The organism is Sporosarcina soli (genome assembly GCF_042655805.1).
Classification (GTDB): domain Bacteria; phylum Bacillota; class Bacilli; order Bacillales_A; family Planococcaceae; genus Sporosarcina; species Sporosarcina soli.
In genome coordinates this window covers 1,059,443-1,086,029 of record NZ_JBHSNO010000005.1, presented here as the reverse complement: position 1 = coordinate 1,086,029, position 26,587 = coordinate 1,059,443, and the positions used below count along the sequence as shown (strand labels likewise).

The 26,587-nt window shown below is 41.3% G+C and carries 25 protein-coding genes; 19 read left to right on the top strand and 6 right to left on the bottom strand.

What is annotated here, in order from left to right:
- Positions 1 to 192 precede the first annotated feature (192 nt).
- Positions 193 to 1,617 (bottom strand): sigma-54 interaction domain-containing protein, encoded by a 1,425-nt coding sequence (locus ACFPRA_RS09240; protein WP_381433130.1) that lies wholly within the window; start codon positions 1,615 to 1,617, stop codon positions 193 to 195.
- 153 nt (positions 1,618 to 1,770) lie between these two features.
- On the opposite strand from ACFPRA_RS09240, the gene ACFPRA_RS09235 reads away from it, so the two are divergent.
- A complete protein-coding gene (locus ACFPRA_RS09235) occupies positions 1,771 to 2,553 on the top strand; it encodes an isoprenyl transferase (protein ID WP_381433127.1) in 783 nt (260 codons plus the stop codon).
- A gap of 762 nt (positions 2,554 to 3,315) precedes the next feature.
- On the top strand, positions 3,316 to 4,845 hold the full coding sequence (locus ACFPRA_RS09230) for a CoA-acylating methylmalonate-semialdehyde dehydrogenase (RefSeq protein WP_381433123.1): 1,530 nt from the start codon (positions 3,316 to 3,318) through the stop codon (positions 4,843 to 4,845).
- 198 nt (positions 4,846 to 5,043) lie between these two features.
- Here ACFPRA_RS09230 and ACFPRA_RS09225 read toward each other — a convergent pair whose 3' ends face one another.
- Both ACFPRA_RS09225 and ACFPRA_RS09220 read right to left on the bottom strand, forming a co-directional pair.
- Positions 5,044 to 5,262: a zinc ribbon domain-containing protein gene (locus ACFPRA_RS09225; protein ID WP_381433121.1), complete on the bottom strand. Its 219-nt coding sequence runs from the start codon at positions 5,260 to 5,262 to the stop codon at positions 5,044 to 5,046.
- Positions 5,263 to 5,278: 16 nt separating this feature from the next.
- Entirely contained in the window at positions 5,279 to 6,232 is a 954-nt protein-coding gene (locus ACFPRA_RS09220; RefSeq protein WP_381433118.1) for an RNA-guided endonuclease InsQ/TnpB family protein, read from the bottom strand.
- A gap of 336 nt (positions 6,233 to 6,568) precedes the next feature.
- Between ACFPRA_RS09220 and ACFPRA_RS09215 the strand changes: the two genes are divergently transcribed.
- Positions 6,569 to 7,276 (top strand): GDSL-type esterase/lipase family protein, encoded by a 708-nt coding sequence (locus ACFPRA_RS09215; protein WP_381433115.1) that lies wholly within the window; start codon positions 6,569 to 6,571, stop codon positions 7,274 to 7,276.
- Positions 7,277 to 7,362: 86 nt separating this feature from the next.
- On the opposite strand, the gene ACFPRA_RS09210 is transcribed toward ACFPRA_RS09215, so the two are convergent.
- A complete protein-coding gene (locus ACFPRA_RS09210) occupies positions 7,363 to 7,632 on the bottom strand; it encodes an excalibur calcium-binding domain-containing protein (protein WP_381433112.1) in 270 nt (89 codons plus the stop codon).
- A gap of 198 nt (positions 7,633 to 7,830) precedes the next feature.
- On the opposite strand from ACFPRA_RS09210, the gene ACFPRA_RS09205 reads away from it, so the two are divergent.
- The gene (locus tag ACFPRA_RS09205; protein WP_381433109.1) at positions 7,831 to 8,325 is read left to right on the top strand and encodes a cupin domain-containing protein; all 495 of its coding nucleotides are present in this window, start codon (positions 7,831 to 7,833) and stop codon (positions 8,323 to 8,325) included.
- Positions 8,326 to 8,582: 257 nt separating this feature from the next.
- Here ACFPRA_RS09205 and ACFPRA_RS09200 read toward each other — a convergent pair whose 3' ends face one another.
- Positions 8,583 to 8,819 carry a hypothetical protein gene (locus tag ACFPRA_RS09200; protein ID WP_381433106.1) on the bottom strand — a complete coding sequence of 79 codons (237 nt, stop codon included), beginning with the start codon at positions 8,817 to 8,819 and terminating at the stop codon, positions 8,583 to 8,585.
- 136 nt (positions 8,820 to 8,955) lie between these two features.
- Here ACFPRA_RS09200 and ACFPRA_RS09195 point away from each other — a divergent pair, with 136 nt between their 5' ends.
- The 8 genes from ACFPRA_RS09195 to ACFPRA_RS09160 all read left to right on the top strand — a co-directional run bounded on the left by ACFPRA_RS09195 (position 8,956) and on the right by ACFPRA_RS09160 (position 17,317).
- Complete coding sequence (locus ACFPRA_RS09195) at positions 8,956 to 9,681, top strand: FadR/GntR family transcriptional regulator (RefSeq protein ID WP_381433103.1); 726 nt, start codon at positions 8,956 to 8,958, stop codon at positions 9,679 to 9,681.
- 35 nt (positions 9,682 to 9,716) lie between these two features.
- The gene (locus ACFPRA_RS09190) at positions 9,717 to 10,490 is read left to right on the top strand and encodes a gamma-glutamyl-gamma-aminobutyrate hydrolase family protein (protein WP_381433100.1); all 774 of its coding nucleotides are present in this window, start codon (positions 9,717 to 9,719) and stop codon (positions 10,488 to 10,490) included.
- Complete coding sequence (locus tag ACFPRA_RS09185) at positions 10,490 to 11,560, top strand: ABC transporter substrate-binding protein (RefSeq protein ID WP_381433097.1); 1,071 nt, start codon at positions 10,490 to 10,492, stop codon at positions 11,558 to 11,560. Before ACFPRA_RS09190 ends, ACFPRA_RS09185 begins: the two co-directional genes overlap by 1 nt.
- Before the next feature lie 73 nt (positions 11,561 to 11,633).
- Positions 11,634 to 12,482, top strand: a complete 849-nt coding sequence (locus ACFPRA_RS09180; RefSeq protein ID WP_381433093.1) for an ABC transporter permease — start codon at positions 11,634 to 11,636, stop codon at positions 12,480 to 12,482.
- Positions 12,483 to 13,262 carry an ABC transporter permease gene (locus ACFPRA_RS09175; RefSeq protein ID WP_381433089.1) on the top strand — a complete coding sequence of 260 codons (780 nt, stop codon included), beginning with the start codon at positions 12,483 to 12,485 and terminating at the stop codon, positions 13,260 to 13,262.
- 15 nt (positions 13,263 to 13,277) lie between these two features.
- Positions 13,278 to 14,360, top strand: coding sequence for an ABC transporter ATP-binding protein (locus ACFPRA_RS09170; protein WP_381433086.1), 1,083 nt, complete (start codon positions 13,278 to 13,280; stop codon positions 14,358 to 14,360).
- Positions 14,361 to 14,381: 21 nt separating this feature from the next.
- Complete coding sequence (locus tag ACFPRA_RS09165; RefSeq protein WP_381433083.1) at positions 14,382 to 15,836, top strand: ABC transporter substrate-binding protein; 1,455 nt, start codon at positions 14,382 to 14,384, stop codon at positions 15,834 to 15,836.
- Between the two features lie 8 nt (positions 15,837 to 15,844).
- Complete coding sequence (locus ACFPRA_RS09160) at positions 15,845 to 17,317, top strand: aldehyde dehydrogenase family protein (RefSeq protein WP_381433080.1); 1,473 nt, start codon at positions 15,845 to 15,847, stop codon at positions 17,315 to 17,317.
- Between the two features lie 105 nt (positions 17,318 to 17,422).
- On the opposite strand, the gene ACFPRA_RS09155 is transcribed toward ACFPRA_RS09160, so the two are convergent.
- On the bottom strand, positions 17,423 to 18,478 hold the full coding sequence (locus ACFPRA_RS09155; protein WP_381433077.1) for an acyltransferase family protein: 1,056 nt from the start codon (positions 18,476 to 18,478) through the stop codon (positions 17,423 to 17,425).
- Between the two features lie 340 nt (positions 18,479 to 18,818).
- Between ACFPRA_RS09155 and ACFPRA_RS09150 the strand changes: the two genes are divergently transcribed.
- Genes ACFPRA_RS09150 through deoC form a run of 7 tightly spaced genes read left to right on the top strand, consistent with a single transcriptional unit; the run spans position 18,819 to position 26,497 of the window.
- Positions 18,819 to 19,790: a sugar-binding transcriptional regulator gene (locus ACFPRA_RS09150; protein WP_381433074.1), complete on the top strand. Its 972-nt coding sequence runs from the start codon at positions 18,819 to 18,821 to the stop codon at positions 19,788 to 19,790.
- Positions 19,765 to 20,802, top strand: coding sequence for a galactitol-1-phosphate 5-dehydrogenase (locus ACFPRA_RS09145; RefSeq protein ID WP_381433071.1), 1,038 nt, complete (start codon positions 19,765 to 19,767; stop codon positions 20,800 to 20,802). Before ACFPRA_RS09150 ends, ACFPRA_RS09145 begins: the two co-directional genes overlap by 26 nt.
- A gap of 2 nt (positions 20,803 to 20,804) precedes the next feature.
- The gene (locus ACFPRA_RS09140) at positions 20,805 to 22,343 is read left to right on the top strand and encodes an FGGY-family carbohydrate kinase (protein WP_381433068.1); all 1,539 of its coding nucleotides are present in this window, start codon (positions 20,805 to 20,807) and stop codon (positions 22,341 to 22,343) included.
- Entirely contained in the window at positions 22,327 to 23,808 is a 1,482-nt protein-coding gene (locus ACFPRA_RS09135) for a sugar ABC transporter ATP-binding protein (protein WP_381433065.1), read from the top strand. The genes ACFPRA_RS09140 and ACFPRA_RS09135 overlap by 17 nt, the downstream gene beginning before the upstream one ends.
- A 19-nt stretch (positions 23,809 to 23,827) precedes the next feature.
- Entirely contained in the window at positions 23,828 to 24,805 is a 978-nt protein-coding gene (locus tag ACFPRA_RS09130; RefSeq protein WP_381433062.1) for an ABC transporter permease, read from the top strand.
- Between the two features lie 13 nt (positions 24,806 to 24,818).
- Positions 24,819 to 25,811, top strand: coding sequence for a substrate-binding domain-containing protein (locus tag ACFPRA_RS09125; RefSeq protein WP_381433058.1), 993 nt, complete (start codon positions 24,819 to 24,821; stop codon positions 25,809 to 25,811).
- 14 nt (positions 25,812 to 25,825) lie between these two features.
- Positions 25,826 to 26,497, top strand: a complete 672-nt coding sequence (gene deoC / locus ACFPRA_RS09120; protein ID WP_381433055.1) for a deoxyribose-phosphate aldolase — start codon at positions 25,826 to 25,828, stop codon at positions 26,495 to 26,497.
- Positions 26,498 to 26,587 lie beyond the last annotated feature (90 nt).

Sequence of the window (26,587 nt, the reverse complement as noted above, 5' to 3'; positions counted from 1 at the left end):
AGCGTGCCAGAAGGATATGGGGGGTGAATCGGCGGAAAATGGCGACTATTTGAAAGGTGATGTTAATATTTTTTGATCTGGTTTCTAGCTAATTAGAAATCAATAGAATGATGATGTCTCGAAATGTTGTGCCAACAATGATTAACTTGATTTCTAATTCCTTAGAAAATTGACAGTCTGCTTTCTAAGTGTTTAGAAATCGATGTGATGACGCTTCAATTTGTTATATAACGTAGCTAATGAAATCCCTAACGCATTGGCAACTTTTTTCTTTTCTTCAATGCCTGTCCCGAATCGTTTGATCGTTTCTTGAATGAAGTTTTTCTCGGCTTCCTCCATTGCTTGCTGCAAAGGTTTATCGACGCTATTGACCTGCAGACTAGGGGAGACTACACGGTTTTTGGTCAAGATCTCGGGTAGATGTTCGATTTTGATTGCTGTACCTTCGACCATACAAGAGGCGTAGTCGATCATATTTTTTAATTCGCGGACATTACCTGGCCATTCGTAGGACTGCAAAAACGCCAAGGTCTGCTCGTCCACTGTATAATCGGCAGGCACATGCTCCAACTCCAAATTTGTAACGGATGACTGGAGGATCGAATCGACCAACTCAGGGATATCTTCCTTTCTTTCACGAAGGGGTGGAATATGTAGGTTGATGACATTCAGCCGGTACAATAAATCCTCACGGAAGCGGTTCTTTTTCACGAGTTGCTGGAGATCACGGTGGGTTGCCGCGATAATTCGGACGACTATGCGCCGCTCATTCGTTTCGCCTACTCTACGAATTTTGCTTTCTTGCAGCACCCTTAACAATTTTGCTTGCAGATCGTAGGACATATCCCCGATTTCATCTAGAAATATTGTTCCGTTATTTGCCATTTCAAACAGGCCGATTTTCCCGCCCTTTTTCGCATTGGTAAAAGCGCCATCCCCATAACCGAATAATTCGCTTTCCAAAAGAGAGGGGGGAATAGCAGCGCAATTGACGGGGACAAATGGCTGATTCTTTCGCCGGCTTTCATTATGGATGGCTTGGGCAAACAGCTCTTTTCCCGTCCCGCTTTCGCCTGTAATTAAAATGGACAAATCGGTCTCGGCCACTCTTTCGGCTACGTGAACCGCCTCTTTAAGCCCCCTGTTTTTGCCGATAATTTGCTTGAACGTATAATTTGCTTGGTAAAGCGAATTCATCTTTTTCTGAAGTTGCTCTAATTTTTCCCCTTTTTGTTTTAGCTCCTGATTGAGCTTATGAACTTCCGTCAAGCTTTTACAAATAGATACTGCCCCAATGATTTGATTGTTGACTGTAATGGGGGCCATATCGACAACATATTCCCGATCCCCTGTTTTCCGATAAACGCCCACCCTCGTTTTTTGATCGATCAGTGTTTCAGGTAAGAGGGCACCAGGGCGGGACTCTTTCAATGGCTTGCCGATCATTGCCGGCGTACATCCTGTGATCTTTAAATACTCAGGGTTCACGAGCCGAACAATTCCTAGATGATCAATGACAAGCACCCCATCATTGATGGAATGAACAATCGCCTTCCACCACTCGATCTGCTTTTCAAGGGAAAGATCCGTCATCTCAAAATTTGAAAACTCCAACATGTCTCTGCACCGTCCTTTCTAAAAACATCCTATTTTCATTATAAACATAGAGGCAAGGGGACTGTTGGTTGAATGAATGGCAATATTGATTCATAAAATGAAATAGAGTATCCCGTTACACGACTAAAGGCAAGCGGAAAGGGAGGATACGATATGCTCGATAAGTTTCTTTTGAAAAAGTCGGAGCCTGCGCTACCTGATAGTTTGCTAAAGAGGTTGAATGAAGCCCGGAAAAAGCCGATGCCGAATCATGTAGCGATCATTATGGATGGGAACGGACGATGGGCGAAGCAGCGTAATCTGCCCCGGGTTGCCGGTCATCATGAAGGGATGAAAACAGTTCACAAAATTACTCGCTTTGCCAATGAACTCGGCGTTAAAGCGTTGACGCTCTATGCGTTTTCAACCGAAAATTGGAAAAGACCCAAATTTGAAGTGGATTTTCTGATGAAACTGCCGGGTGAGTATTTAACGACTTACTTGCCTGAGCTGATCGAAAAAAATGTGAAAGTGGAAATGATCGGCGATTTCGAAGCGTTGCCAAAACATACACAGCAAGCAATTGAAAATGCGAGGAAGGCGACAGAACAAAATGACGGTCTTGTGTTGAACTTTGCATTGAATTACGGAAGTCGGCTAGAGTTGGTGAATGTCGTGAAGCACATTAGCGAATTAGCCGTGGCGCAACAAATTGCCCCCGAGGATATAGATGAAGCATTCGTGGAATCTTGTCTCATGACGGGTCACTTGCCGGAACTCGATCTGCTCATTCGGACGAGTGGGGAAGTGAGGTTGTCGAACTTTATGCTATGGCAACTTGCCTACGCCGAACTCGCATTTACAAACGTCTATTGGCCGGATTATAACGAGGAATGCCTATTGGAAGCAATCGAAGATTTTCAATTGCGCAATCGACGATTTGGCAGTTTAGGATGAAAAGGGTTGCCCAGATGTAGTGGGCAACCCTTTTGTTGGGAGCTCAAAATGTTTGTTGAGTGCCCAAGGTGCATGGTTGGCGCTCAAACTATCTTCTCACATGCTCATAAAAAACCGTTCGCGCTCAAAGAAGATCCCCTCGCGCTCATAAAAATCCGCCCGTGCTCAAAGGAAGTGACAAGTGATCAAAGAGAAACCCGCCGCGCTCAAAGATTTACTCCTCAAGCTCAAAGAAAGTTGTGCGCTCAAAGGAAGTGTCGAGTGATCAAAGAGTATCCCATGGTGCTCAAAGCCTCCCCTCACACGCTCAAACAACGCGGTACGCGCTCAAAATCAGCAAAGAGTGATCAAAGCGTGACCCGCATCGCCCAAACAAAGTTACCTCGCGCTCAAAGCTCACCAAAAAAACGTCACCCCCTGAAACCATCCAACATAATCGAAGTGGAATCTTTTCGGCGATCAACTTGGGATACATTGTCTATGGAATGGATACGAACACGGTTCTGAACAAACTTCCAACTTTTAGCATGGAAAAATCTATTGAGGAATAGAAGGAATTATCCGACATGCTCACGAAGGATTACTTATGGTTGATTTCAGTAAGATTTCCCCGCAATTGAATGACAAAATCTATGCGTTGCCAGAGAGCACGCATTGGATTAGTTGGGAGCGCCGATCGGGGATATGCTGATTGCATATGATGAAGAAACGGTGGAAAAGGGTATGGCGAATTAATCAAACAATAAATGGGGAGGAATGGACATGACGTCAATCAAAAGTGAAAACAAAGTGAGCACGTTGACACACTTTATTGGTGGGGCAATGGTGGAAGGGAAAAGCGGGCGTTTCGGGGATGTCTTTAATCCATCGACAGGTGAAGTCATTGGGCATGTTCCATTGGCAACGAAAGAAGAAGTCGTGGAAACGATTCAAAAGGCACAAGCCGCTTTCCCGGAATGGCGGAAGACTTCTGTTGCGAAACGGGTGGAAATCATCCATCGTTTCAGGGCTTTGCTAGTGGAAGAAACGGATCGGTTGGCGGAGTTGATCGGCCGTGAAAGCGGTAAGACGATTGCCGATGCGAAAGGAGAAATCAGTCGGGGGATTGAATCGGTAGATTTTGCCTTGAGTGCTCCGCAAATGTTAAAAGGGGAGTACTCCGTCAATGTCGGCGGCAATATCAATTCGTTCTCAGTGAAGCAGCCGCTTGGCGTTGTGACGGCGATTGCACCGTTCAACTTCCCAGTCATGGTGCCGCTTGCGATGACATCGATGGCGGTCGCTTGCGGAAATTCCGTGATTTTGAAGCCGTCCGAACGTGTGCCGCATTCTGCACTTTTCATTTCAGAGCTTTGGCAAAAGGCAGGGCTTCCGGCAGGTGTTTGGAGTGTCATCAATGGCGATAAGGAAGCGGTGGATGAGTTGTTGTCCAATCCGCTTGTAACGGCTATTTCCTTTGTTGGCTCGACGAAAGTGGCGGAGTATATTTACCACGAAGGTTGCCGGAACAATAAACGGGTCGCGGCTTTCGGCGGCGGGAAAAACCATATGATTATTATGCCGGATGCCGATGTGGATCAGGCAGTGACGGCATTTCTCGGTGCCGCATTCGGTGCAGCCTCCCAACGTTGCATGGCGATTTCCGCCGCTATTCCGGTTGGAGAAAAGACAGCAGAACGCTTTACAGAAAAATTAAAAGAACGCGTTGCCGAATTAAAAGTCGGTCCCTACCATGATGAGCAAATGGACTTCGGCCCAGTCATCACCCAACAATCAAAAGATCTTGTTCTCAAATACATTGAAGAAAGCTTGGAAGATGGAGCGAAACTTGCCTTTGACGGCCGCAATCCGGAAATTTGCCAAACTGAGAAAGGCTTCTTTTTAGGCCCAACCGTCTTGGACCATGTCACAACCGATATGAAAATTTACAAAGAGGAAGTATTTGGCCCAGCGCGCATCGTTGTCCGAGTTTCTTCATTGGATGAAGCAATTGACATGATCAACGACCACGAGTTGGGGAATGGCGTCACCATTTTCACGAATAATGGCGCTGCCGCCCGCAAGTTTACAGAAGAAATCGAAGTCGGCATGGTCGGCGTCAACGTCCCGATCCCGATTCCAGTCGGCTATCATAACTTTGGCGGTTGGAAGCGCTCCAAATTCGGAGAAGGCCATATGTTTGGTCCGGATACCGTCCGCTTCTTTACGAAATCCAAAACCGTATCGGAAAGATGGCCGGATGCAGATGCGATTGGACAGCAAACGGAGTTCTCTTTCCCGAGTAATGATTGAATGAACCTCCCCCACTTAAAACGTTCCGTTTTTGAAGTGGGGGTTTCCTATCAAATGAATGAAAATGCTCCAACAAAGAATGTGGGTGACACGTTCTTTTTACGAGAATTCGTAGAAGTCGTTTTCATGCACTACAGTAGGCAACAACTTATCCGCAGATAAGCAGGGTCGGAACAGACCATCTACTACTTCTTGCCCTTAGGCAATCCGTAGATACTTTGTAGATTGTAGGCTAAAATCGAGTTCTCTGATTTCGCCATAAAAGGTTTTTGCGAAGAAATTGGATGCCCCGTGAATATCGCGATGATTTGTATAACCGCATGGACATGTATAGATTCTCGAAGAGACCTTGCGTTTCTTCGGGCAGCAAGGACATTGCTGACTCGTATGACTTTCATCGTGTTTTTCGATTTTCATGCCTTCTGCTTCCAGTTTATACTTCAGATAGGCGTAAACTTTTCCAAAAGACCAATTGGATAGCTTCTGGTTCGTCGTTCTTCGTCGGACCTTTTTTCTTTTTACGGCGGGATGTGTTGCGTTGAACGCCGTCCACATCTCCAAATGCAACTTCTTTGACTTCGTTTTCGATGCACCAATCGACAAATTGTTTCGTTGTTTTATGCAAAGCATCTTGAAGTTGTTTATCACTTTTCGAGAGCACATAGCGTTTCGCTCGGTGATATCTTTTCCACTGCTTGGACCCTTTTGTGCATTTGCTCATTTTTCGTTGGAGTTCTGCTAGCTTTTTATTGCGCAACCGATGAATGGCGCGGATTTTACGACCAGTAATGATGATATTTTCACCATTTTCCGCAACCGCCGCAACGGTGTGGATTTCTCCAACGTCAATTGCTGAGCGATTTACGAAGGTATTTTCTTTCGCTTTCTGACCATCCTCATAAGCGATGGATAACATCAGTTGTCGGTCAAAAATTAGTTCGATTTCTTTGATTTGACCTTTTGGCAACTCTTTGATCCAGAGAATAAGAGGAGCTTGTAGCTTCCCTTCAAATTTTCCCACCGATAATTGGATTTTGCCATTTTCAAAGACTTTGAAGCCGTTGTTCGCCCATTTCGTATTGAAGTGTTTTTTTCGTTTGTACGGATATTTATTTTGATGTCCGGCTTTTCTCGCTTTTCTTGCTGCATCACGTGCAAACAGATACTTATGACAAACGGCTTGCACAGATTGGGAATGAATCGGGAAGATTCCCTTTGTGCCTTTCTGTAACGCACTTTTGGTAATCCATTTTCCTGTTTTCAAATGGGTTTCTTTCGCAAGCTCTAAACACCGGTTCCAAACTTCACCCGAAACCCGGTTGCACTCGAATAATCGGTCAATCGTTTCCTCGCTTGCCCGGAACGGCGTCTTCATACAACGAATCATTGCCAACCCTCCAATCAGATGCTAGTACACTTTATTATACCACGAACCCCATAAAATGAAACGTATGTTCTTGTGTGATAACAATATAAGAGCAAGCATTCATCTCCCACCTACGCTTTGCGTTGAGGTGGGAGAATTCTGCCCTAAGTTGTTAAATAATAAGCCAGGCGCTGAAACAATTGGGGTTGTTTTGGTGTCTGGTTTTTTGATGGTGAAAGCAATGCACCGCGCGAGAAACACAACATATACAAAATAACAGCACCCTTGTTAAAACTCCCGCAAATCGGGGTATAGCTATTTGGAAAGGCTTTTGCCTCGAAGTAAGGAGTGTACAGTGTGAAAAAGTACAAAATTTTATTGATGATTTCATTAGTTTTAAATATCTTGCTTATAGGATCAGGCAGTTATGTAGTGAACAAGATTGGCGGCATCGATTTTGGGAAAACAAAGGTGCAAGCGACGTCATCTCCGAAAAAGGATGCGAATTATTATTTCACAAAGAAAAGTATTTTTGAGCAATCGACTATCCAGCAGCCGGATAAAGTGTTTATCGGAGACAGCATAACCGATTATGGAGAGTTCCAGGAATATTTCTCCGGCGAAGTTGTATTGAATCGCGGGATCCGGAATGATACTGCAGAAGGTGTTTTGAATCGGGTAGATGAAGTGGTGGAGCGGAATTCTGCAGAGGCGTATTTGATGATTGGCGTGAATGATATTCGTCATGACACGGATATACAGGATTTCAGGAAGAACGTCACCGCTATTGTAGATGCGTTTGAAGGAACGAGCACGAAGCTTTTTCTCCAATCGATCTTGCCAGTGAACAATGGATTATTCGGGAATGATGTGTCGAATGAAAAAGTAAAGGAATTCAATGATGTTTTACAAAAAATTGCTTATGAAAATGGAATTAAATACATCGACTTGCATGCCCATTTTGAGGATGAAAGTGGACAGTTGGATAAGCGCTACACGGTTGATGGACTCCATTTGAATGGCGAAGGGTATACATTGTGGATCGAAACACTCAATGCAACATGAAAAAAGCCAGCCATCTACAAACTCGGCTGGCGTTTTGCGTCTACACAAACAAAATCACTTAAAATCTTAAAGGAATAAAGACTATTTTATCGCTCGCAAGCAATCAAATCTTTATCACGATCACTTTTCTTATTCGCGTCATAAAGTGCTTGAGAAACAAACGGCTTGTACTTCGTTTTGCCGCCTTTGTTTTTAATGGAGGCAGATCTCGCCACGCCGCCAGGATATACCTTATTCAGCTCTTTACAGTTGGCATAAGTTTTAGTTTTTGGACTAGCCGCTTCAACTTGCGTGGTATAGAATGACAGACTGAATACTAGTGTGAAGGACAGGACTACCGTGAATAATCGCTTCATGCATAGACGCTCCTTTTGAATGAATTTCCATAAATTTCATTTTCTTTTAATATATCTTTTAATAGAAATTTTGTCCAGTGCGTATTTTCATGGGAAACGGTTTGCTATCATTAGCATAAGGGCATGATTGTATAAGTAGAAGTTGATATATCAGAAAAAGAAGAAACTAGAATCTATCAAGTAAAGGTTGGTTGACACATGAAAAAAGACGCTCATTACTATATTCAGCACCTTGGTCTGGAGCAGCATCCGGAAGGTGGGTTTTATAAAAGCAGTTTCGCTTCACTACATGGTATGGATGTGGACGGAAAGAAGCGCCATCTGTTCACAAGCATTTATTTCCTTTTAGAGTCAGGGGATGTGTCCCATTTTCATCGGTTGAAATCGGATGAAGTGTGGTATTTCCATGGAGGTAGTCCGCTCATTGTTCACGTGATCGATGAGGCAGGAAATTATACGGAAATGAAGCTTGGTCTAGATATCGAGAACGGAGAGATGCCACAGGTGATCGTTCCCCGAAATTCGATTTTCGGATCTTCCACGATTGAAGGCGGAACATTTTCACTCGTTGGTTGTATGGTTTCTCCCGGCTTTGATTTTGAAGACTTTGAGCTGTTTACACAGGAGCAATTAATGGAAAGCTATCCACAACACGAAAAAGTGATTGGCCAATTAGCATATAGGACACTTTAAAAAGAATATAAATTGTGGATCGAAGTCCTAGGCCGATTCACATTGACATGAAAACACCAGCCATTTCAATTTGGCTGGTGTTTTCATGTTGTTATGTAGGATACGGCACTACTGGGTCTTTCCATCCCCAGTCGGATGGGGCGTAGTATTGTTTTTCACCTTCTGCCGAAAGTGCCCCAGCGCGGGACAGAGAGGTGCCGCGTCTCTGTAATAAGTAGTCTATGCAAAAATGAATGACGTTATACATTCATTTTCTCTTAAGTTGGCATTGGGTTTGTTTCCTTCTTCGGCGAAAATCCACCGAGCAATAGTTTTCCATTCGGCAGCAAATGTTTGATCAGAATGGAAACGATGATCGGGATGAACACGCCAATTGCTGTGTACCCGATAAGGCCGTACGTAAAATAGTCGTTCAACAATTTGTCCATGAGAATATGCAAGTACATGATGGACAGCGAGTGCTGTTCGACTTTTTGTAGCCAGCTGAGTGACATGTTGATACAAATGAGTTCAAACGGTTTTTACTGGTCACGAATATTATATTATTTAGAAAATGCTTGCATTGGCGAAAAAATAGTTTTATTATAAGGTATAAGGTTTATACCATAGACCAAAGGAGGAGTAATATCTTTGAATCAGTGGAAAAGTGTCGATACATTCAAGAATATCGATGCGAAAAAAGTAAGTGACTATATTTTTGAACAACTTCAAGAAGCAATTGTTTTAAAAGAGTTGCTGCCGGGAGAGCAGTTACCTCCAGAGCGGGAATTATGCAAAATTTTTAATACCAGCCGTGACACAATGCGAGATGCTATCGCAGTACTAAAAGAAGAAGGTCTTATAGAACAGAGAAGAGGTGCGAAAGGGGGAACGTTCATACTTCCACTTACAACTCAAGATATTGAACGTACTCGAACGAACGTATTGAATGAAAAAGAGAATTACTTAAAATTATTCGAGTTCCGGAATGTTATTGAGCCGGAAGTTGTTCGATTAGTTGTCCAAAATGTCTCTAGTCAAGAGCTGGAAGAATTAAACACTATAGTTGAAAAAATGAAAAATGAAAAGAATCGAGAAGAGTTTCGCTCTTTAGACGTACAATTTCATTTGATGCTTGGAAAGTATTCGGACAATCTATATTTTGAACAAGCGGTTCGCATGATTAGACTAAAAGTGAATCCTGTGTTAGACATATTACCTTTTAATGAAAAGGTCTATGAAAAAAATTATCTGGAACATAAGCAGCTCTTAAAGGCTATCGAAAATGGTGACACCAAAGAAGCACATCAAATCATGGTAAACCACATTAGCTCTACCACAAATAACTTGTTTGAACGGTTGAAAAATACAAATTAGATGGAATATTTGTTTGTACTAGATGAGGTGAATAAATGAGGAACACACTTATAAAAGTAGGGGTGACAGGTTATTTCGTATCCTCTGAACAAAACAAAAATGGTTGGGTGAAAGGTGTTCCAGGACAGCAGTTTTCGATGTTCAGTTATGATTTTGTTGAATCAATTTTAAGTTCGAAAGCGTTACCAACTTTAATGCCGATTGTACCCAAAAAATTCATCAAAGAACAATTAAGGTTAATTGATGCATTGGTTTTGGCCGGTGGAGAGGATGTTCATCCTAAATATTATGAAACTGAACATGTTAATCAAGAATACAAAGATACTTCCTTTGAAAGAGATGAGTATGAAATAGAACTGATCAGACAAGCACTCGATATTGGAATTCCTATTTTATTCATCTGTCGGGGAATGCAATTGTTAAATATCGTTCAAAATGGCACATTGTATGGAGATATTGCATCTGAAATATCAACTAAGATAAAGCATTTAACAGTAGAAAACAGATCGAAAGCAGTACATGATGTCGTTTTAAAGGAGGATCATTTTGTTTCTTCTTTAATAGGAAATACAATTAATGTCAATAGTATTCATCATCAGTCAATTAAACATTTGGGAGAAAATCTTGAGATAGTAGGGAAATCAAGGGATGGTATTGTCGAAGTCATTACATTTAAAGACAGGGAAGATATTATTGCTGTTCAATGGCATCCCGAAATGATGTACCAAGAAAGTGGTCATGCGAAAAGCATTTTTAACTGGTTGATTGATAAGGCTGATGCCAACCAAAAAAGTAAAGGGGGATTATGATGAAGAAAAGCTGGATATTAACCGTATTTACGATGGTAAGCATCTTGATTTTGGCTGCTTGTGGTGGAGGAGATAAGGAAGGGGCCACTTCCTCAAACGGGACAAAAGGAAAACAGAAATTGGTTGTCACCTCGTTTGGCGGTGATTATGAAGCTGCGCAAATGGAAGTGTTAGTAAAACCATTTGAAGAAGAATTTAATGCCGAAGTTGAAATGATCACGTTATATTCTGCGGATGCGCTTGCTCGGATAAAGGCTCAAAAAGATAATCCTGAAATCGATGTTGTTCAATTTTCTGGTGGTCAAGAAGCACAGGCGATTAAAGAAGGTTTAGTGGAAGAAATCGATTCTAGTATACTCAAAAATATTTCGGGTATTTATGAAAGCGCTATATTAGATCCTAAATACGGTCCTGCATCGGCATTCGATGCGTTAGGTATTTTATACAATAAAGAGATCGTAAAAGAAGTTCCTACATCTTGGAATGAATTATGGAAAGAAGAATATAAAGGCGATGTCGGGATAATCGATATTTCAAATACGTTTGGTCTACAATTTCTAGTGATGAACGCATTATTAAACAATGGCGATGAGAAAAATATCGATCCAGGTTTTAAAAGTATTGAAACTTTATTGCCAAATGCTTCTTCAATTGTCTCAACAACTCCTGATCTAGGAAATCTTTTTGCTCAAGAAGAAGTCATTATCGCACCATATGACTCTGGATATGCTTTTAACTTTAGTAAACAAGGCCAACCAATTGGATTCTCTATCCCTGAAGAAGGGGGAATGGCTATATTCATCAATATGCAAGTCGTAAAAGGCTCCAAGAATTCAGAATTGGCCAATGAGTTCATCAATTACTCGTTGCGTCCTGAAGTTCAAAAGGCTTTTGCTGAAAAAACAGGATTCTCACCTACCAACAAAGACGTAGAAATATCAGAAGAGTTGGCTGAAGTCATTCCTCATGGCGAAGAAGTCATGAATAGTTTGATTAAATTAGATTGGAATACTGTCAACGAGTATAAAGGTGAGTGGACGGAACGTTGGGCTAAACTAATCTCACAATAGGTGTGACAAATGGTAAGGCAATCCTGTGAAAAATTGCCTTACTCATCTTATTTTGAAGTAGGAAGGTGAAGCAATGAAACTAAAACTTTCACCACATTGGATATTGCTCATTCCAGGACTAGCGATGATGTTATTCTTCTTTATCGTTCCTCTTGGACAAATTTTCATTATCAGTTTTTTTGAATCGCAAACGGATGGCGTATTTACATTCGAAAATTACAGTAGATTTTTATCAGACTCCCATTATTTGAAAATATTATGGCGCACCATATGGATTGGCTTTGTGACGGCTCTTGTCTGTTTATTTTTAGGCTATTCCCTTTCTTATGGAATTGCCAGGGCGAAAGAAATGTATCAAAATTTTCTACTCTTATTAGTCATATTACCATTACTGACGAGTGCGGTAGTTAGAAACTTTGGTTGGATGGTCATTATGGGGAAAAAGGGATTAATTAATGAAACATTGTTATCCCTTCATATTATTTCTAGTCCAATCGAAATTTTATATACTCCGTTGGGGGTTATTATTGCGATGACCCATGTTTTGTTACCTTTCATGGTACTCGTGTTATATCCAATTTTATCTTCAGCGGATCTAAATATAGAGCACGCTTCGGAAAACTTAGGTGCCTCTCCGTTTAAAACATTTTGGTTAGTTACGATACCATTATCACTTCCGGGTATCTTTGCTGGAACATTGCTCGTATTTTCAATCGCTATCAGTTTCTACATTACACCGGCATTAATCGGTGGACCAAAAGTTCCTGTCATGGCGACAGAAATCTATAATCAAACCATCAACTTATTAAATTGGCCTTACGCATCCTCTATTGCTGTGATTTTATTAATAGCCGTATTAATAATAATTAGCGTTTATAATAAAGCGCTCAGTAAAGTATCGAATCAAGGGGGTGGCTTGTAGTTGAAACCTATTTCTATTTTTCGCATTATCAATCTATTCATTTTTGCCTTTTTAATGGCGCCACTCTTAATTGTCATTGTTACATCTTTTAGTAATACAGCTTATTTAACGTTTCCACCAGAGGGTTTTACTTTGAAGTGGTATGAATATGTGCTCTCAGATGGAAGATATTTTGAACCATTAATGAACAGTCTATTAGTTGCAGCAATCGCAACCATTGTCTCATTGATCATCGGAACCATGGTTTCAATTGCAGTCGTTCGATATCGTTTCAAATTAAAAGGCGCCGTTAACTCCCTTTTTCTTGCACCATTAATCGTTCCGTCACTTTTACTCGGGATCGGTTTGTTAATGTTTTTTAGTAAGTTAGGAATTACAGACGCATATGTAAGGTTGACCGCAGCCCATTGTGTGTTAACGGTTCCTTATGTCGTTAGATCAGTAGTTGCAAGTTTGGGACGAATCAATCCCTCGATTGAAGAAGCTTCAAGAATCCTCGGTGCGTCACCCATAAAGACTATTTTTCTGGTGACATTACCTTTAATAAAACCGGCCTTAATAGCCGGAGGATTTTTCGCTTTCATTATTTCTTTCGACGAGCTTGTAGTAGGGCTGTTTTTAACAAGTTCTAGTGTGACAACGTTACCTTTATTGATATATTCTGATATCCAATTCAATTTGAATCCGTCGATTTCAGCAATATCTTCACTCTTAATTTTAGGAACGATAATAATTGGCGTGATAGGCATGAGATTTATTGATAAAAAGGACCTGTACTAACTAGGGGGGAAAAGAATGGGTCGTTTAGTAATAACGAATTTATGCAAGCAATATAAAGACAATCTAGTCGTTAAGCAACTCGATTTGACGATTGAACAAGGAGAATTAGTTTCCTTATTAGGTCCAAGTGGTTGTGGTAAAACGACAACATTGAGAATGATCGCCGGATTACTTGATCCGACGAGCGGTTCTATTAAGTTAGATGATAAAGAAATTGTAAACGTTCCGACACATAAGAGAGATATTGGTCTAGTTTTCCAAAACTATGCGCTGTTTCCTCACTTGACCATATTTGAAAATGTTGCATATGGCTTGAAAAGAAAGAAAGTACTTAAAAGTGAGATTGAAAAAAGAGTGAAAGCGGCGCTTGAATCTGTACAACTTACAGGATTTGAGGACCGTTTACCTACACAATTATCAGGAGGTCAGCAACAACGTGTCGCTTTGGCACGGTCACTTGTCCTCAATCCGTCCATTATTTTATTTGATGAGCCACTTAGTAATTTAGATGCGAAGTTACGGCAATTTTTAAGAGTGGAAATCAGGCAATTACAAAAAAAACATGGGTTTACAGCATTATTTGTCACGCATGATCAAGAAGAAGCGATGGTCTTATCAGATCGAATCGCAGTTATGTATAACGGTGATATTTCACAGCTTGGGACACCGTCGGAAATATATGATGAACCGAGCAACTCGTTTGTTGCCAACTTTATTGGAGAAACGAATATGATTTCAGTCAACGATGTCCGGGAAGAATCTGATTGTTTTACTGCCAAACTTAAAACTGGCGAAATCATAAAAGTGAGTAAACGAAAAAATTCCACTTCTATCGAAAAAGTCATTATGTTCAGACCGGAACATTCACAAGTAATTAAACAGAGTGATGTTGAGAAGATGGGTGAACAAAATAGTTTAAATGGGCAAGTGGAATACATGCATTTTCTAGGTTCGACATATACGCTTGGCGTTAGGTCGGCTGCACATGATAAAACCATTATTTGTTCATTACAACCAGAAGATTATAAAGACTTGTCTTTACATGAAGGCGATGACGTTTTTGTTACTTGGTCAAAAGAAAAAACATATATTTATTAACGAGTAAAGGGGAATCTTATGATGACTAACAATTTAACAGTAAGAATTGCTCAAGGGACCGATGCTTCTACGATGGATCCATTTGCACATTCAGAGACGACGACCGCGAATATTTTACTTCAGGTATACGACTCACTTGTAAGAAGAGATAGTGAGATGAATATTCAACCTCATCTCGCGACGTCTTGGGAGTATGTAAATGATAGGGAAGTAATTTTTAATTTACGGGACGATGTTTATTATCATCATGGGAATAAATTTACAGCTTCAGATGTGAAGTTTTCAATCGAGCGAATGGTTGATCCGAAAATGAGTGATATTTTCCCACCGGCAGGCCGATTTAACTCAATGGTGTCTGTTGATGTTTTAAGTGACGATCAAGTGAAGGTTCATTTACATCGTCCGGATCCGAATTTATTAGCACAACTGGCAGGGCTGATGATTATTTCCGAGTCTTATTTTAATGAAGTTGGCGAAGCCAAGTTTTCAGTTTCACCAAGTGGAACGGGTCCTTTTAAAATGCAAAATTGGAAGCGAGAAGAGGGGAAAGTTTATTTAGAAAGAAATGATAACTACTTTTTAGGAAAAGCAGACATGGAGTTTTTGGAGTTTCACGCTGTACCCCATGGAGTAGATCGGGTAGAAGGCATTAAAAATAAAATATATGATGTTGCAGCGAATTTTCCTCCACTTGATAAAGAAGCTGTTGAAAAAGAAGAAGGGGTTACAGTCGCAGGAACACCAAGTGTGGGAATCATCTACATGGGAATAAATACTCACCATGAAATACTTAGTAATAAAAAGTTACGACATGCGATTAGTCATGGGATCGATATGAAAACAATAATCGAAGAAGAATTAGTAGGCTGTGGTTATCCTTTAGCAGGTCCCGTTTATCCACAGGCATTTGGAGTCGATGAAAATCAAAAACCGATCGAATACAACCCGGAAAAATCAAGACAGTTATTAAAAGAAGCAGGATTCGAAGAGGGAGTATCCGTTAAAGTCGAGGTCCCGGATGGCCGTTTTACACAAGATAAAGAAATCTGTTTTAAAATGAGGGATCAACTAAAAGAAGTGGGAATAGATCTGGAAGTTGATGTAAGGCCTTGGGAGGAGTTTATCGGAAGGTTTAGAAACCACCAATATGATCAAATGTACTATGTCGGTTGGGGCAATTTCACATTTGATCCTGATGAAGTTTATCGGAATGCTTTTATTCACCCTAGAGCATGGAATCCGACGCATTTTTCACATGATAGAATGGAAGAAATCGCGATCGAAGCGAGTAAGATTTTAGATCCGACTACACGTCAAGAGTTATATAGTGAAGCACTTTCTATTTTTAGAGATGAATTACCTTGGATTCCACTATTTCAACAATTTGATCTCTATGGGTTAAATGAAGAGTGGATATTTAAGCCAAGAATGGATGAGTTTATCTATGCGTTCGATATCAAGAAAAATAGAGGGTGAGGTTTCAAATGGAAATCGGAAAGATGTATGTAAATGGTGAATGGATACTTGCAAGAGGCAATGGGACCCGTGAAATTATGAACCCTGCAAATGGAGAAGTTATCAAGATTGTAACTGAAGCTACAGCTGAGGATGCAGAAGCAGCAATTGAAACTGCAAGAAGAACGTTTGATTCAGGTATATGGTCTCAATTAAGACCTGAAGAACGAGCTATGTTTTTATATAAAATTGCAGATGAAATTGAAAGAAGTAAAGAAGAACTCGCTCAGTTAGAGACATTAAATAATGGAAAGCCACTTGGAGAAGCCATTTCGGATGTAGAAACGGCAGCTGATGCATTTCGATATTACGCGGGTCTTACGAGAACAGCGTTTGGAGAAACATTTGATTCGTCATTGGATAGTATAGTTGTAAAACAAGCAGTGGGTGTATGCGCATTAATCGTTCCATGGAACTTTCCATTACAAATGGCGGCATGGAAACTTGCACCATGCTTAGCAGCGGGGAATGTTGCTGTTTTCAAACCAGCCGAAATTACACCTTTAACCGCTATAAAGCTGTTTGAAATAATCGAAAAAGTGCAACTGCCAAAAGGCGTCTGCAACTTGGTGTTAGGCTCTGGACAAGTGATTGGAGATATCATGACGTCTCATCATGAGGTAGATAAAGTATCTTTTACAGGTGGAACAGAGACAGGAAAAAAAGTCATGACAAACGCACTTCGAACGATGAAAAAAGTTACATTGGAATTAGGTGGGAAATCACCGATTGTTGTTTTCCCGGATACAGATTTAGAAAAAACAGCAGAATATATTTTATTCGCCATCTTCTTAGGGGCAGGTCAAATTTGCTCTGCTGGATCAAGGTTGATTGTACATGAGTCTATTGCGTTTGAGTTAACTTCACTACTAGTGAAACACACGCAAAAAATAGTTGTAGGGAATGGGCTAGATACTGGTGTGCAAATGGGCCCCGTATCTTCTATTCAACATATGCATAAGGTACTTGCGATGATCGAAAGAGCTAAGGAAGATGGCGCAGTGCTGTTAACAGGAGGAAATCGAATTAATAAGGTGTCTTTGGATAAAGGATATTTTATAGAGCCGACCATTTTTTCTGTTGAGGATAACCAAATAGAAATTGTTCAAGAAGAAGTGTTTGGCCCGGTCCTCACGATACAAACATTTAAAGACGAAGCTGAAGCTATTTGTTTGGCAAATAGTACCAAATTTGGATTGGCTGGAGCTGTCTTTACTAAAGGCTTTTCACGGGCTATGCGCATGTCTAAACATATACGCTCAGGAACAGTGTGGATTAATAAATATCATAGCGTCAATAATCAGCTTCCTTGGGGAGGTTTCAATCAAAGTGGATTTGGTAGAGACCTAGGAAAAGATGCATTAAACGAATACCTAGAAACGAAAGTAATCCAGATGAATTTAAGTGATAGTGCATTAGGGTTTTATGATAGTTTTAAATAATCGATGCAGTAAGTGTGAATTAGCTAACTATTATTTGCAGTAATAAAGAATGCGAAGCTTATAATCAGTGATAAGATGTCTTCGGTATGTTGCCGAAGACATCTCTTAAGTTGGCATTGGGTTTGTTTCCTTCTTCGGCGAAAATCCACCGAGCAATAGTTTTCCATTCGGCAGCAAATGTTTGATCAGAATGGAAACGATGATCGGGATGAACACGCCAATTGCTGTGTACCCGATAAGGCCGTACGTAAAATAGTCGTTCAGCAATTTGTCCATGAGAATATGCAAGTACATGATGGACAGCGAGTGCTGTTCGACTTTTTGTAGCCAGCTAAGCGACGTACGGGTAGTGAAGCGCTGGAAGAGGCCGACCAATACGATGGTGAATGAAAGCGGAATGGCCAAGTCCAGTATGAAATGGTCGTAGCGCAAAAATTTCATGCTTAATCGGTAGTCGATGACGCCCATGCTATCCAGTAAAATGGCGGTCATGCTGACAACCAATCCCGCAACCAACCATCGTTTCGTCACGTTCATCCACATATCTTTCAAATAATAACCGACCGCAAAATAGACGACCGCCATCAGCGCCACATCGAGATTCCACAACATCGGAATCGACTGAGCAGCCTCTGAGGGCTTTCCGCCAATGACATGCATCGCCACAATGCTTTCGAAATGCGCAATCAAATAGAAAATCGCTAACAGAACAAACTGTTTCCTGCGGTTGAATGTTTTGGTCAACCATAAGAAAAACAGATAAGTAAAGAACAACGTCGTTACAAACCAGAACACTCCATACGCCCCGCGGATAAAACGTCCACCCACTGCAAGTGCCCATAAATCATTCAAATACCACGATATATCCAAATTCCCGGAGCCGATTTCCATCCCATAACGAATCAGCGTAATACTGACAAGGAAAAACAGATAAGGGACAATCAGCTGCATAAAGCGCTTATGGATCGCCGCTTTCATCAGCCCTTTCTCCACAACCGGTTTAAAAAACAACCCACTCAAAATGAAAAAAGCAGGCATATGAAACCAATAAATATACTTCGCAAGCGGAAAATCCAACTCCCCCGGATAATGCCCGATCACGACAAGAATCATTAAAAACCCTTTTGTTACATCCACCCACGTTAACCGTTTCTTCGTCATGCATAAGCACCTCGTGAAAAAGAATTTGCTGCTATTGTATACCCTAATTGCCGCATTTGAGCGCAATGTAACACAATTGAAAACAAAATGTAAGATTAATGGGGAATTTTGTAGGAGTTTCCATAGAAGAAGACAACGTGTTATATGAAACGAACACTATCAATCTGTTTGTTTACCTTTTCACTTACTAAGAAGGCATTTTGAAATTGTATGAGATTCAAGAACAATTGAAATTTTGTTCAATCATTGAGAAAACGCTTTCCAGTTGAAAAATTTAGATTATACTAACTGTAGAACATAATTTACTAAGGTGAACAAAATTTCATACGAGGAGGACGAAATGTATTCCCAAGTAGAAATGATTAAAGTTGCGAAACTTTATTATGAAATGAATCTTACACAAAAAGAAATTGCTGAAAAATTGAATTATTCCAGGGCGACAATTAGCCGGATTATAGATGCGGCATTTAAAGCAGGTATTATAAAAGTGGACATTCAATATACACTGAGTTCTGTTCAAAAATTGGAAAATCAAATTAAAGAAAACTATAAATTGAAAAAGGTCTTTGTGGCGCCTGTCTATTTAAATGAACCGAAGCTTGTTTTAAATGACGTAGGGAAAGCGGTCGCAGCGTATTTGGATGAGATTTGTGAAAACGATTCCATATTGGGTGTTTCCTGGGGTACTTCGCTAGGTCATGTGGTTCCCTATCTAAAGAAAAAGATGTTACCAAACATGAAAATTGTCCAATTGAACGGTGGAGTTGCAAAAAGTACTTATTCTACAGGTTCCGTCGCTTTGCTTGAAAAATTTTCACGAGCTTTCATGGCTGAGCATTATCATTTGCCGGTTCCTTCCATCGTGGACTCCCAAATAATCGCCGAGGCTATTATGACGGATTCAAGTATTGAGCAGGCGCTGGAATTGGGGAGTCAATGTAATATCGCTTTATTTGGGATCGGTAATGTTTCGTATGAATCGGTTCTTTACAAAGGCGGTTATTTCAAAGGAGACGCTTATGAAGAATTGATACAAAAAAAGGCCGTGGGAGATATTTGTTCAAGATACTTTTCTGTGACGGGAGAGGTTGTCGATCAGCATTTAAATCAACGGACGATTGGACTGGAATTGGAGAAATTACGAAACAAAGACTATTCGATTGCACTAGCTGCTGGAAAAGAGAAGGCCGATAGTGTGATAGGGGCCCTCAACGGAGGTTATGTAGATACACTTTTCATCGATGAGGAATTGGCAAAGGAAATTTGTAAGAAGGAGATGTGGATATATGATGAAAGCAGTCAAATTATATGAACCGGGGAATTTACAGGTAGAAGATATAGGGATACCCACGATTTCGCCTGATGAAGTACTTATTGAAGTGAAAGCGGTGGGGGTTTGCGGGTCGGATATTCCACGGGCATTAGTCAAAGGAGCTTACTATAAAGGCTTGACACTTGGACATGAGTTTGCTGGTCAAATTGTGGAGTGTGGGTCCGATGCTACGGAATGGGCTGTAGGTGATCGGGTAACCATTGCACCATTAGTTCCTTGTAAGAAATGCCAATATTGCGAACAAGGGAAATATGGTCTGTGCGAATCCTACAACTATTATGGCTCAAGAACCGATGGAGCGATGGCAAACTATATAAAAGTAGGAAAAGAAAATATTTTAAAAATAGATGATACGATCTCATACGATGCCGGAGCGATGATTGATCCGGCTGCAAATGCCATTCATGGTCTTTGGCGGGGAGATTTGAAAAAAGGGGACGTGGCAGTTGTCATCGGACTCGGTGCAATTGGGTTATTCGCAATACAATTCGCCCGAGAAATGGGAGCGAAAGAAGTGATTGCAGTTGATATTTTTGATGAAAAACTTCAAGTTGCTAAAAAACTGGGTGCGGACCGCGTGATCAATTCAATGACTGAAAATCTCGGTGAAGTATTAGCGGGTACGGATGTCTCGGTTGTACTGGATACTTCAGGCTCCGCCATTGCACAAGAGCAAGCTGTTTCAATTGCGGGGAAAATGGGACGAGTTGTATTCCTTGGTATTTCCAATCAGCCACTCACACTTTCTGCCAAAACAGTGGATCGTCTACTAAGGTATGAAATTGGGGTCCACGGTTCGTGGAATTCTTTTTCCGATCCATTTCCAGGTAAAGAATGGACCTATGCCATTGAATGCATGGCGCAAGGGAAAATCAAAACCCAAGAAATTATCTCTCACCGATTTTCATTGGAAGAGACGCCACAGGCATTTGAAAAGATAAAAAATAAAGAATTGCTCTTCAACAAAATTATGATCTACCCAGGTGATTAACTATGCTGACAGATTATGTACTCGGAATTGATTTGGGAACTCAATCGTTGAAGGTAGGGGTTTACAGTACGGATGGTAAGTGTCTTGGTCGTGCGAGCGCTTCCTATCCTACCTATAACCGAAATGATGGTTACTCTGAGCAGGATCCGAATGACTGGTGGAGTGCATTACAGACCTCTATGCAATCCGTTTCCCAATCGATCGATATGGAACGGATTAAAGGCATCACTTTTTGTGCGACTTCTTCGACGGTATTGTTAACAGACGAATGGATGCAACCAATCGGCTTGGCACAATGCTGGATGGATCAACGCTCCATCAGTGAGGAAGATGAAATCAATCGAAATGAGCATGTTGCTGTAAAGGAAAGGCTACGCTACTCGGGTGAGAAAACATCGATTGAATGGATGCTGACGAAGTCGTTATGGTTGAAAAAGAACCATAACTTGTCGGGGAAAAGAATTATGGAGCAAATCGATTGGATGAACTATCGATTGACTGGCGAACTGGTGGCATCCAAGTGTAACGCTACATGTAAATGGGGCTATGTAGAACAGCTTGGTGGTTTTTCCGATCCATTTTTTAAAGAAATCGGTCTTGAGGGCATTACAACACATTGGCCTTCGAAAGTGCTACGTGTCGGCGATTTGGTCGGATATGTATCACAGGATGCTGCTCGTTCTTTAGGATTAAAAACAGGCATACCCGTTTTCCAAGGTGGGATCGATGCGCATATTGGGATGATTGGCGCGGGAGCACTTGAGCCAGGAAATCTCAATATGATGACGGGCACGAGTTTTGTCCATTTAATGCATCATAAGCGGCCGATTTTTAATGACGCGTTATGGGGACCTTATGATTCACCACTTGTCGAAGAGCATTGGCTTCTTGAGGGAGGTCAACTATCGTGCGGGTCCATCATCTCTTGGTTTCTCAATGAATTTTATGGACAGTGTGAAGACAAAGCAGCTGTCTATCGGGAACTGGAAAACGAAATTCAGAAAATAGGGCCGGGAAGTGAAGGGCTGCTTGTATTGGATAGTTGGAAAGGGCATCGGACTCCTTTCAAAACGCCGTATGCAACAGGTGCATTCGTCGGAATGACGCTTTCTCATAACAAATATCATATCTATCGGGCGATACTAGAAGCTATTGCATTCGGTACACGAAATGTAATTCGCACATTCAAACAGTCCTCTATACCCGTAAAGCGGATCATTGCAGGGGGCGGCGGGACCAACAATGATTCATGGATGCAAATTATTAGCGATGTCACCGGTGTCCCGATTTCAATACCAAAAGATGTGGAAACGGGTTCAAAGGGAGCCGCTATTGTCGCTTCATTTGGCCTTGGTAACTATCCATGTTTAATCGAAGCGTCCTCCTCAATGGTCGAAATGCAGAAAACGTATACACCGAATAAGGAAGTGCAAGCGAAATACGACGCACTTTTTGACATCTATTTGGAGTTGAATCAAACGTTATTCCCAATTATGGAAACGCTGAAGAAAGGGGTAGCCTACAGTGAATCATATTCTTGAAATGAAAAGGATTTCTAAATCATTCCCAGGCGTGAAGGCCCTTCAAAATGTGGATTTTTCGCTCGAAAAAGGGGAAGTGCATTGTCTCATTGGTGCAAATGGAGCTGGTAAATCGACTTTAATGAAAGTTCTGGCAGGCGTTTATACAAAAGATGAAGGAGAGATTTTGTTAGAAGGCCAGCCTGTAACGATAAAGAATCCTTTCGATAGTATGGCGTTAGGGATTTCTACGATTCATCAGGAGCTGTCACTTGTCGAAGAATTGAGTCTCGCGGAAAATATCTTTCTCGGTAATTATTTGAAACCGCAAGGCGGATTTGTCAACTGGAGGCGGATCCATGAGGAAACGAAGAAATTATTCGAGCTACTCGGCCTATCTGTCTCGCCCTCTATGCGCACTTCCGATGCAAGTATGGGAGTGAAACAAATGGTCGAAATTGCAAAGGCGATCCGATCCGAATGCAAAATCATTGTGATGGACGAACCTTCTACGGCGCTATCGAGTGAGGAAGTCACGAAATTGTATAAAGTGATCGACCTACTGAAAAAACAAGGTTATACAATTGTTTACATTTCTCATAAGCTTGATGAGCTATATGCTGTCGGTGATCGGGTAACGGTCTTAAGGAACGGACAATGGATTATTACAGATAGCTTGGCAAACCTGAAACAACCTGAATTAATCCATCATATAACAGGTCGCTCAATTGAGAAGGAAGAAAAGGTTTACAAGGTATCATCTAGAGAAGAGTTTTTACGTGTAGAAGGCTTCACGAATGATAAGATTCATAATGTATCTTTTGCAGTTGGTAAAGGTGAGATTGTAGGCTTGTACGGCTTAGTCGGATCTGGGCGAACTGAATTGTTAAGAGCCATTTACGGCGCGGATGCTAGAAAAGCAGGAGAGCTATTCATGGACGGGGCGAAGAAAAATATCACTTCCCCGAGTCAAGCGGTGGAATTAGGAATGGGGCTCGTGCCGGAAAATAGAAAGACTGAAGGGGCGAATCTAGAATTATCCATTTTAGATAATGCCATGTTACCATCTCTTCATTCTTACTCTAAGCGGAGTTTCGTAAAGTCGAAAAAAATGAAAACGGCTATGCAAGAAGCCATTCGAAAACTAAATATTAAAGCGAGTAGCATGCAGGTAAAAATGGGCACGTTGAGCGGAGGAAATCAGCAAAAAGTAATTATTGCAAAATGGCTGATCCATAACTCGAAACTTCTGCTATTCGATGAACCGACGCAAGGTATCGATATCGGGGCAAAAGATGAGATTTACAGCATCATGAAGGAAATCGCGCATCAAGGGACCAGTATTATTATGGCAACATCCGAGATTGAAGAGTTACTGACCGTTTGTGACCGGGTTTTGATTATGTTTGAAGGGAAGCTTATCAAAGAGTTCACACAACCAGCGGAAAGTAAAAACGATATTATGAACATCGCTGTGTCAGGATAATCAGTAAGGAGGGCAAATCATGACCGCAAAAATAGAAACCTATCAAGAATCGGAAAAAAGTTTTCCATCCGTGAAATCTATTTTAAAGAAATATAATCTGTTTTTCATCTTTCTAGGGTTTATTTTAATCGGTAGCCTGCTATCAGATCAATTTCTATCTGTACAAAATATACTAAACCTTCTTCAACAATCTTCTTTCGTTGGCATTGTGAGTATCGGGATGACTTTCGTTATCCTGGTGGCGGGGATTGACCTATCTGTTGGAGCCATATTGGCTTTAACCGGCATGCTCGTATCGATCTTGCTCAGCACAGGGATGAATCCCGTTTTAGCCGTAGTTCTGACATTGCTAGTCGGAGCGTTTCTAGGTTTTGTAAACGGATTCATCTCCACGAAATTTAAAGTGCCAGCTTTCATCGCGACATTGGCGATGATGGTCAGTGCAAGGGGCTTTGCATTGCTAACGACAAATGGAGAACCGGTTTATGATCTTCCCGATAGCTTTACGGCTCTCGGTGGGAATGTGTTTGGAAAGGTTCCACTTACGGCGGTCATTTGGATTGTTTTAACGATCATTGCCATCGTCGTTTTGAAATATACGACTTTCGGGAGAAAGATTTACGCAGTCGGTGGTAATGAAGAATCATCACGACTTTCAGGTATTCCAGTAAAGAAATATGTCACTTGGTGTTTTGTCATATGTGGAACATTGGCCGGGGTTGCGGGAATCTTGATGAGTGCTTGGCTCACTGTTGGGCAACCGACAGCTGGGAGTGGGCTCGAATTAGATGTCATTGCAGCGGTCGTCTTAGGTGGGACAAGCCTCGCTGGTGGTAAAGGCGGCGTTGGGGGGACGTTTATCGGGGTGCTGATTATGAGTATGATTATCAACATCTTTAACTTACTCGGGTTATCGTCCTACTACCAGTCCATCTTTATGGGCTTCATTATCGTCTTGGCTTTAATTATGAACCAATATATTACACACAAAAAATAGGGGGATTTCAGATATGAAGAAGAAATGGCTAATCGGCTTGTTAACAATTATTATGGCAATCTTGCTAACGGCTTGTGGAGAAGAAAAATCTTCGGGGAATGGAGATACTGCTACTGATGGGGAGAAGAAGCCATTAGTAATCGGTTTTTCACAAGTCACGCTTGAATCTCCATTTTACACATCATTAGTTGATGGGGCAAAGGCTGAAGCCGAAGCACAAGGCATTGAACTGATTGTCGTGGATGCGCAAAACAACATTGAAAAACAAAACACGGACGTCCAATCACTCATCACTAAAAAGATCGATATTCTTCTGATTAACCCTGTGAATCCGTCAGCGGTAGCGCCCGCTTTAAAAGCGGCAGAAGCTGCCGGAATTCCTGTCATCACAGTAGACCGTGCAACGAAAGAAGAAGTTGTTTCGTATATCGGACGTGATAATGAAGAAATGGGTCGTATCGCAGGCGAAAAGGCACTTGAGCTTCTAGGTGGTCCATCAGCGACAGGAAAAATTATTGAGTTGCAGGGCGATGCAGGGGGCACTGTCATGAAAGCCCGTCACGATGGTTTCCATGAAATCGTAGGGAAAGCGGCTGGCATTAAAATTATCGAAGGTCCTTACAATGACTATATCCGGGCAAAAGCGGTTTCCTCCATGCAGGATTTACTGCAAGCCCATCCAGATGTAAATCTCGTTTACGCGCATAATGATGATATGGCGTTAGGCGCAATTCAAGTACTCGGCCAACAAGGGAAACTCGATCATGTACAAGTTGTCGGAATCGATGGACTAATGGAAGCGGTGAAGAAAATAGAAGAAGGTTCATTTCAAGCGACAGTTATCAATGATCCAATTTCCCTTGGTCAACTTGCTATCCAAACAGCGATTAAAGTAGGAAATGGTGAAGAAGTAGAAAAAGTCATGAATGCAGCTACTGGATTGATCGACGAATCAAATGTTGCGGATTATCTAGACGACTCAAAAAACTTTGCTGAGGTAAAATGAAGGAGGACCTGAAGATGTCAATTTCATCCTATATTGATCATACATTGTTAAAGGCTGATGCCACAAAGGAACAGATTGAAGAGCTATGTAAAGAAGCAGCAGAGAATAGATTTGCAACAGTTTGTGTGAATCCGCATTACGTCGCGTATTGTAAGGAATTGTTGAAAGATACAGAAGTGAAAGTCTGTACAGTTGTCGGATTTCCGTTAGGTGCCAATAAAACGGCGGTTAAAGTATTCGAGATGGAACAGGCCGTGCAGGATGGGGCAACAGAAATCGATTATGTCATCAATGTGAGTGATGTGAAAAACGGCGATTATCAAGCGATAAAAGAGGAAATGAACCACTTCTTGAAAATGAAGAGCAAGCACCCGGAGCTTATTATTAAAGTGATTTTGGAAGTCTGTTATTTAACGGATTCCGAAATATCGAAAGTATCGATGATTGCAAGAGAATGCAATATTGACTATGTGAAAACATCCACCGGATTTGGAAGTGGCGGTGCAACGGAAAAAGCTGTCCAAATCATGAAAGATGTATCGGGTGAAACAGTCAAAGTAAAAGCATCAGGAGGCATCCGTACCATTGAGGATGCGGAAAAGTTTATCGCCCTTGGCGTGTCTAGAATTGGGACAAGTAATGGCGTTACGATTGTCAAAGGCAAAGCAGCCTTAAACGAGTATTAATGAAAATAGTGGATTTGATAAGGTGCCCCTTAAGTTGATTAAAAACTTAAGGGGCATTTTGATAATTGGAGAAGTTACCATAGAAGAAGA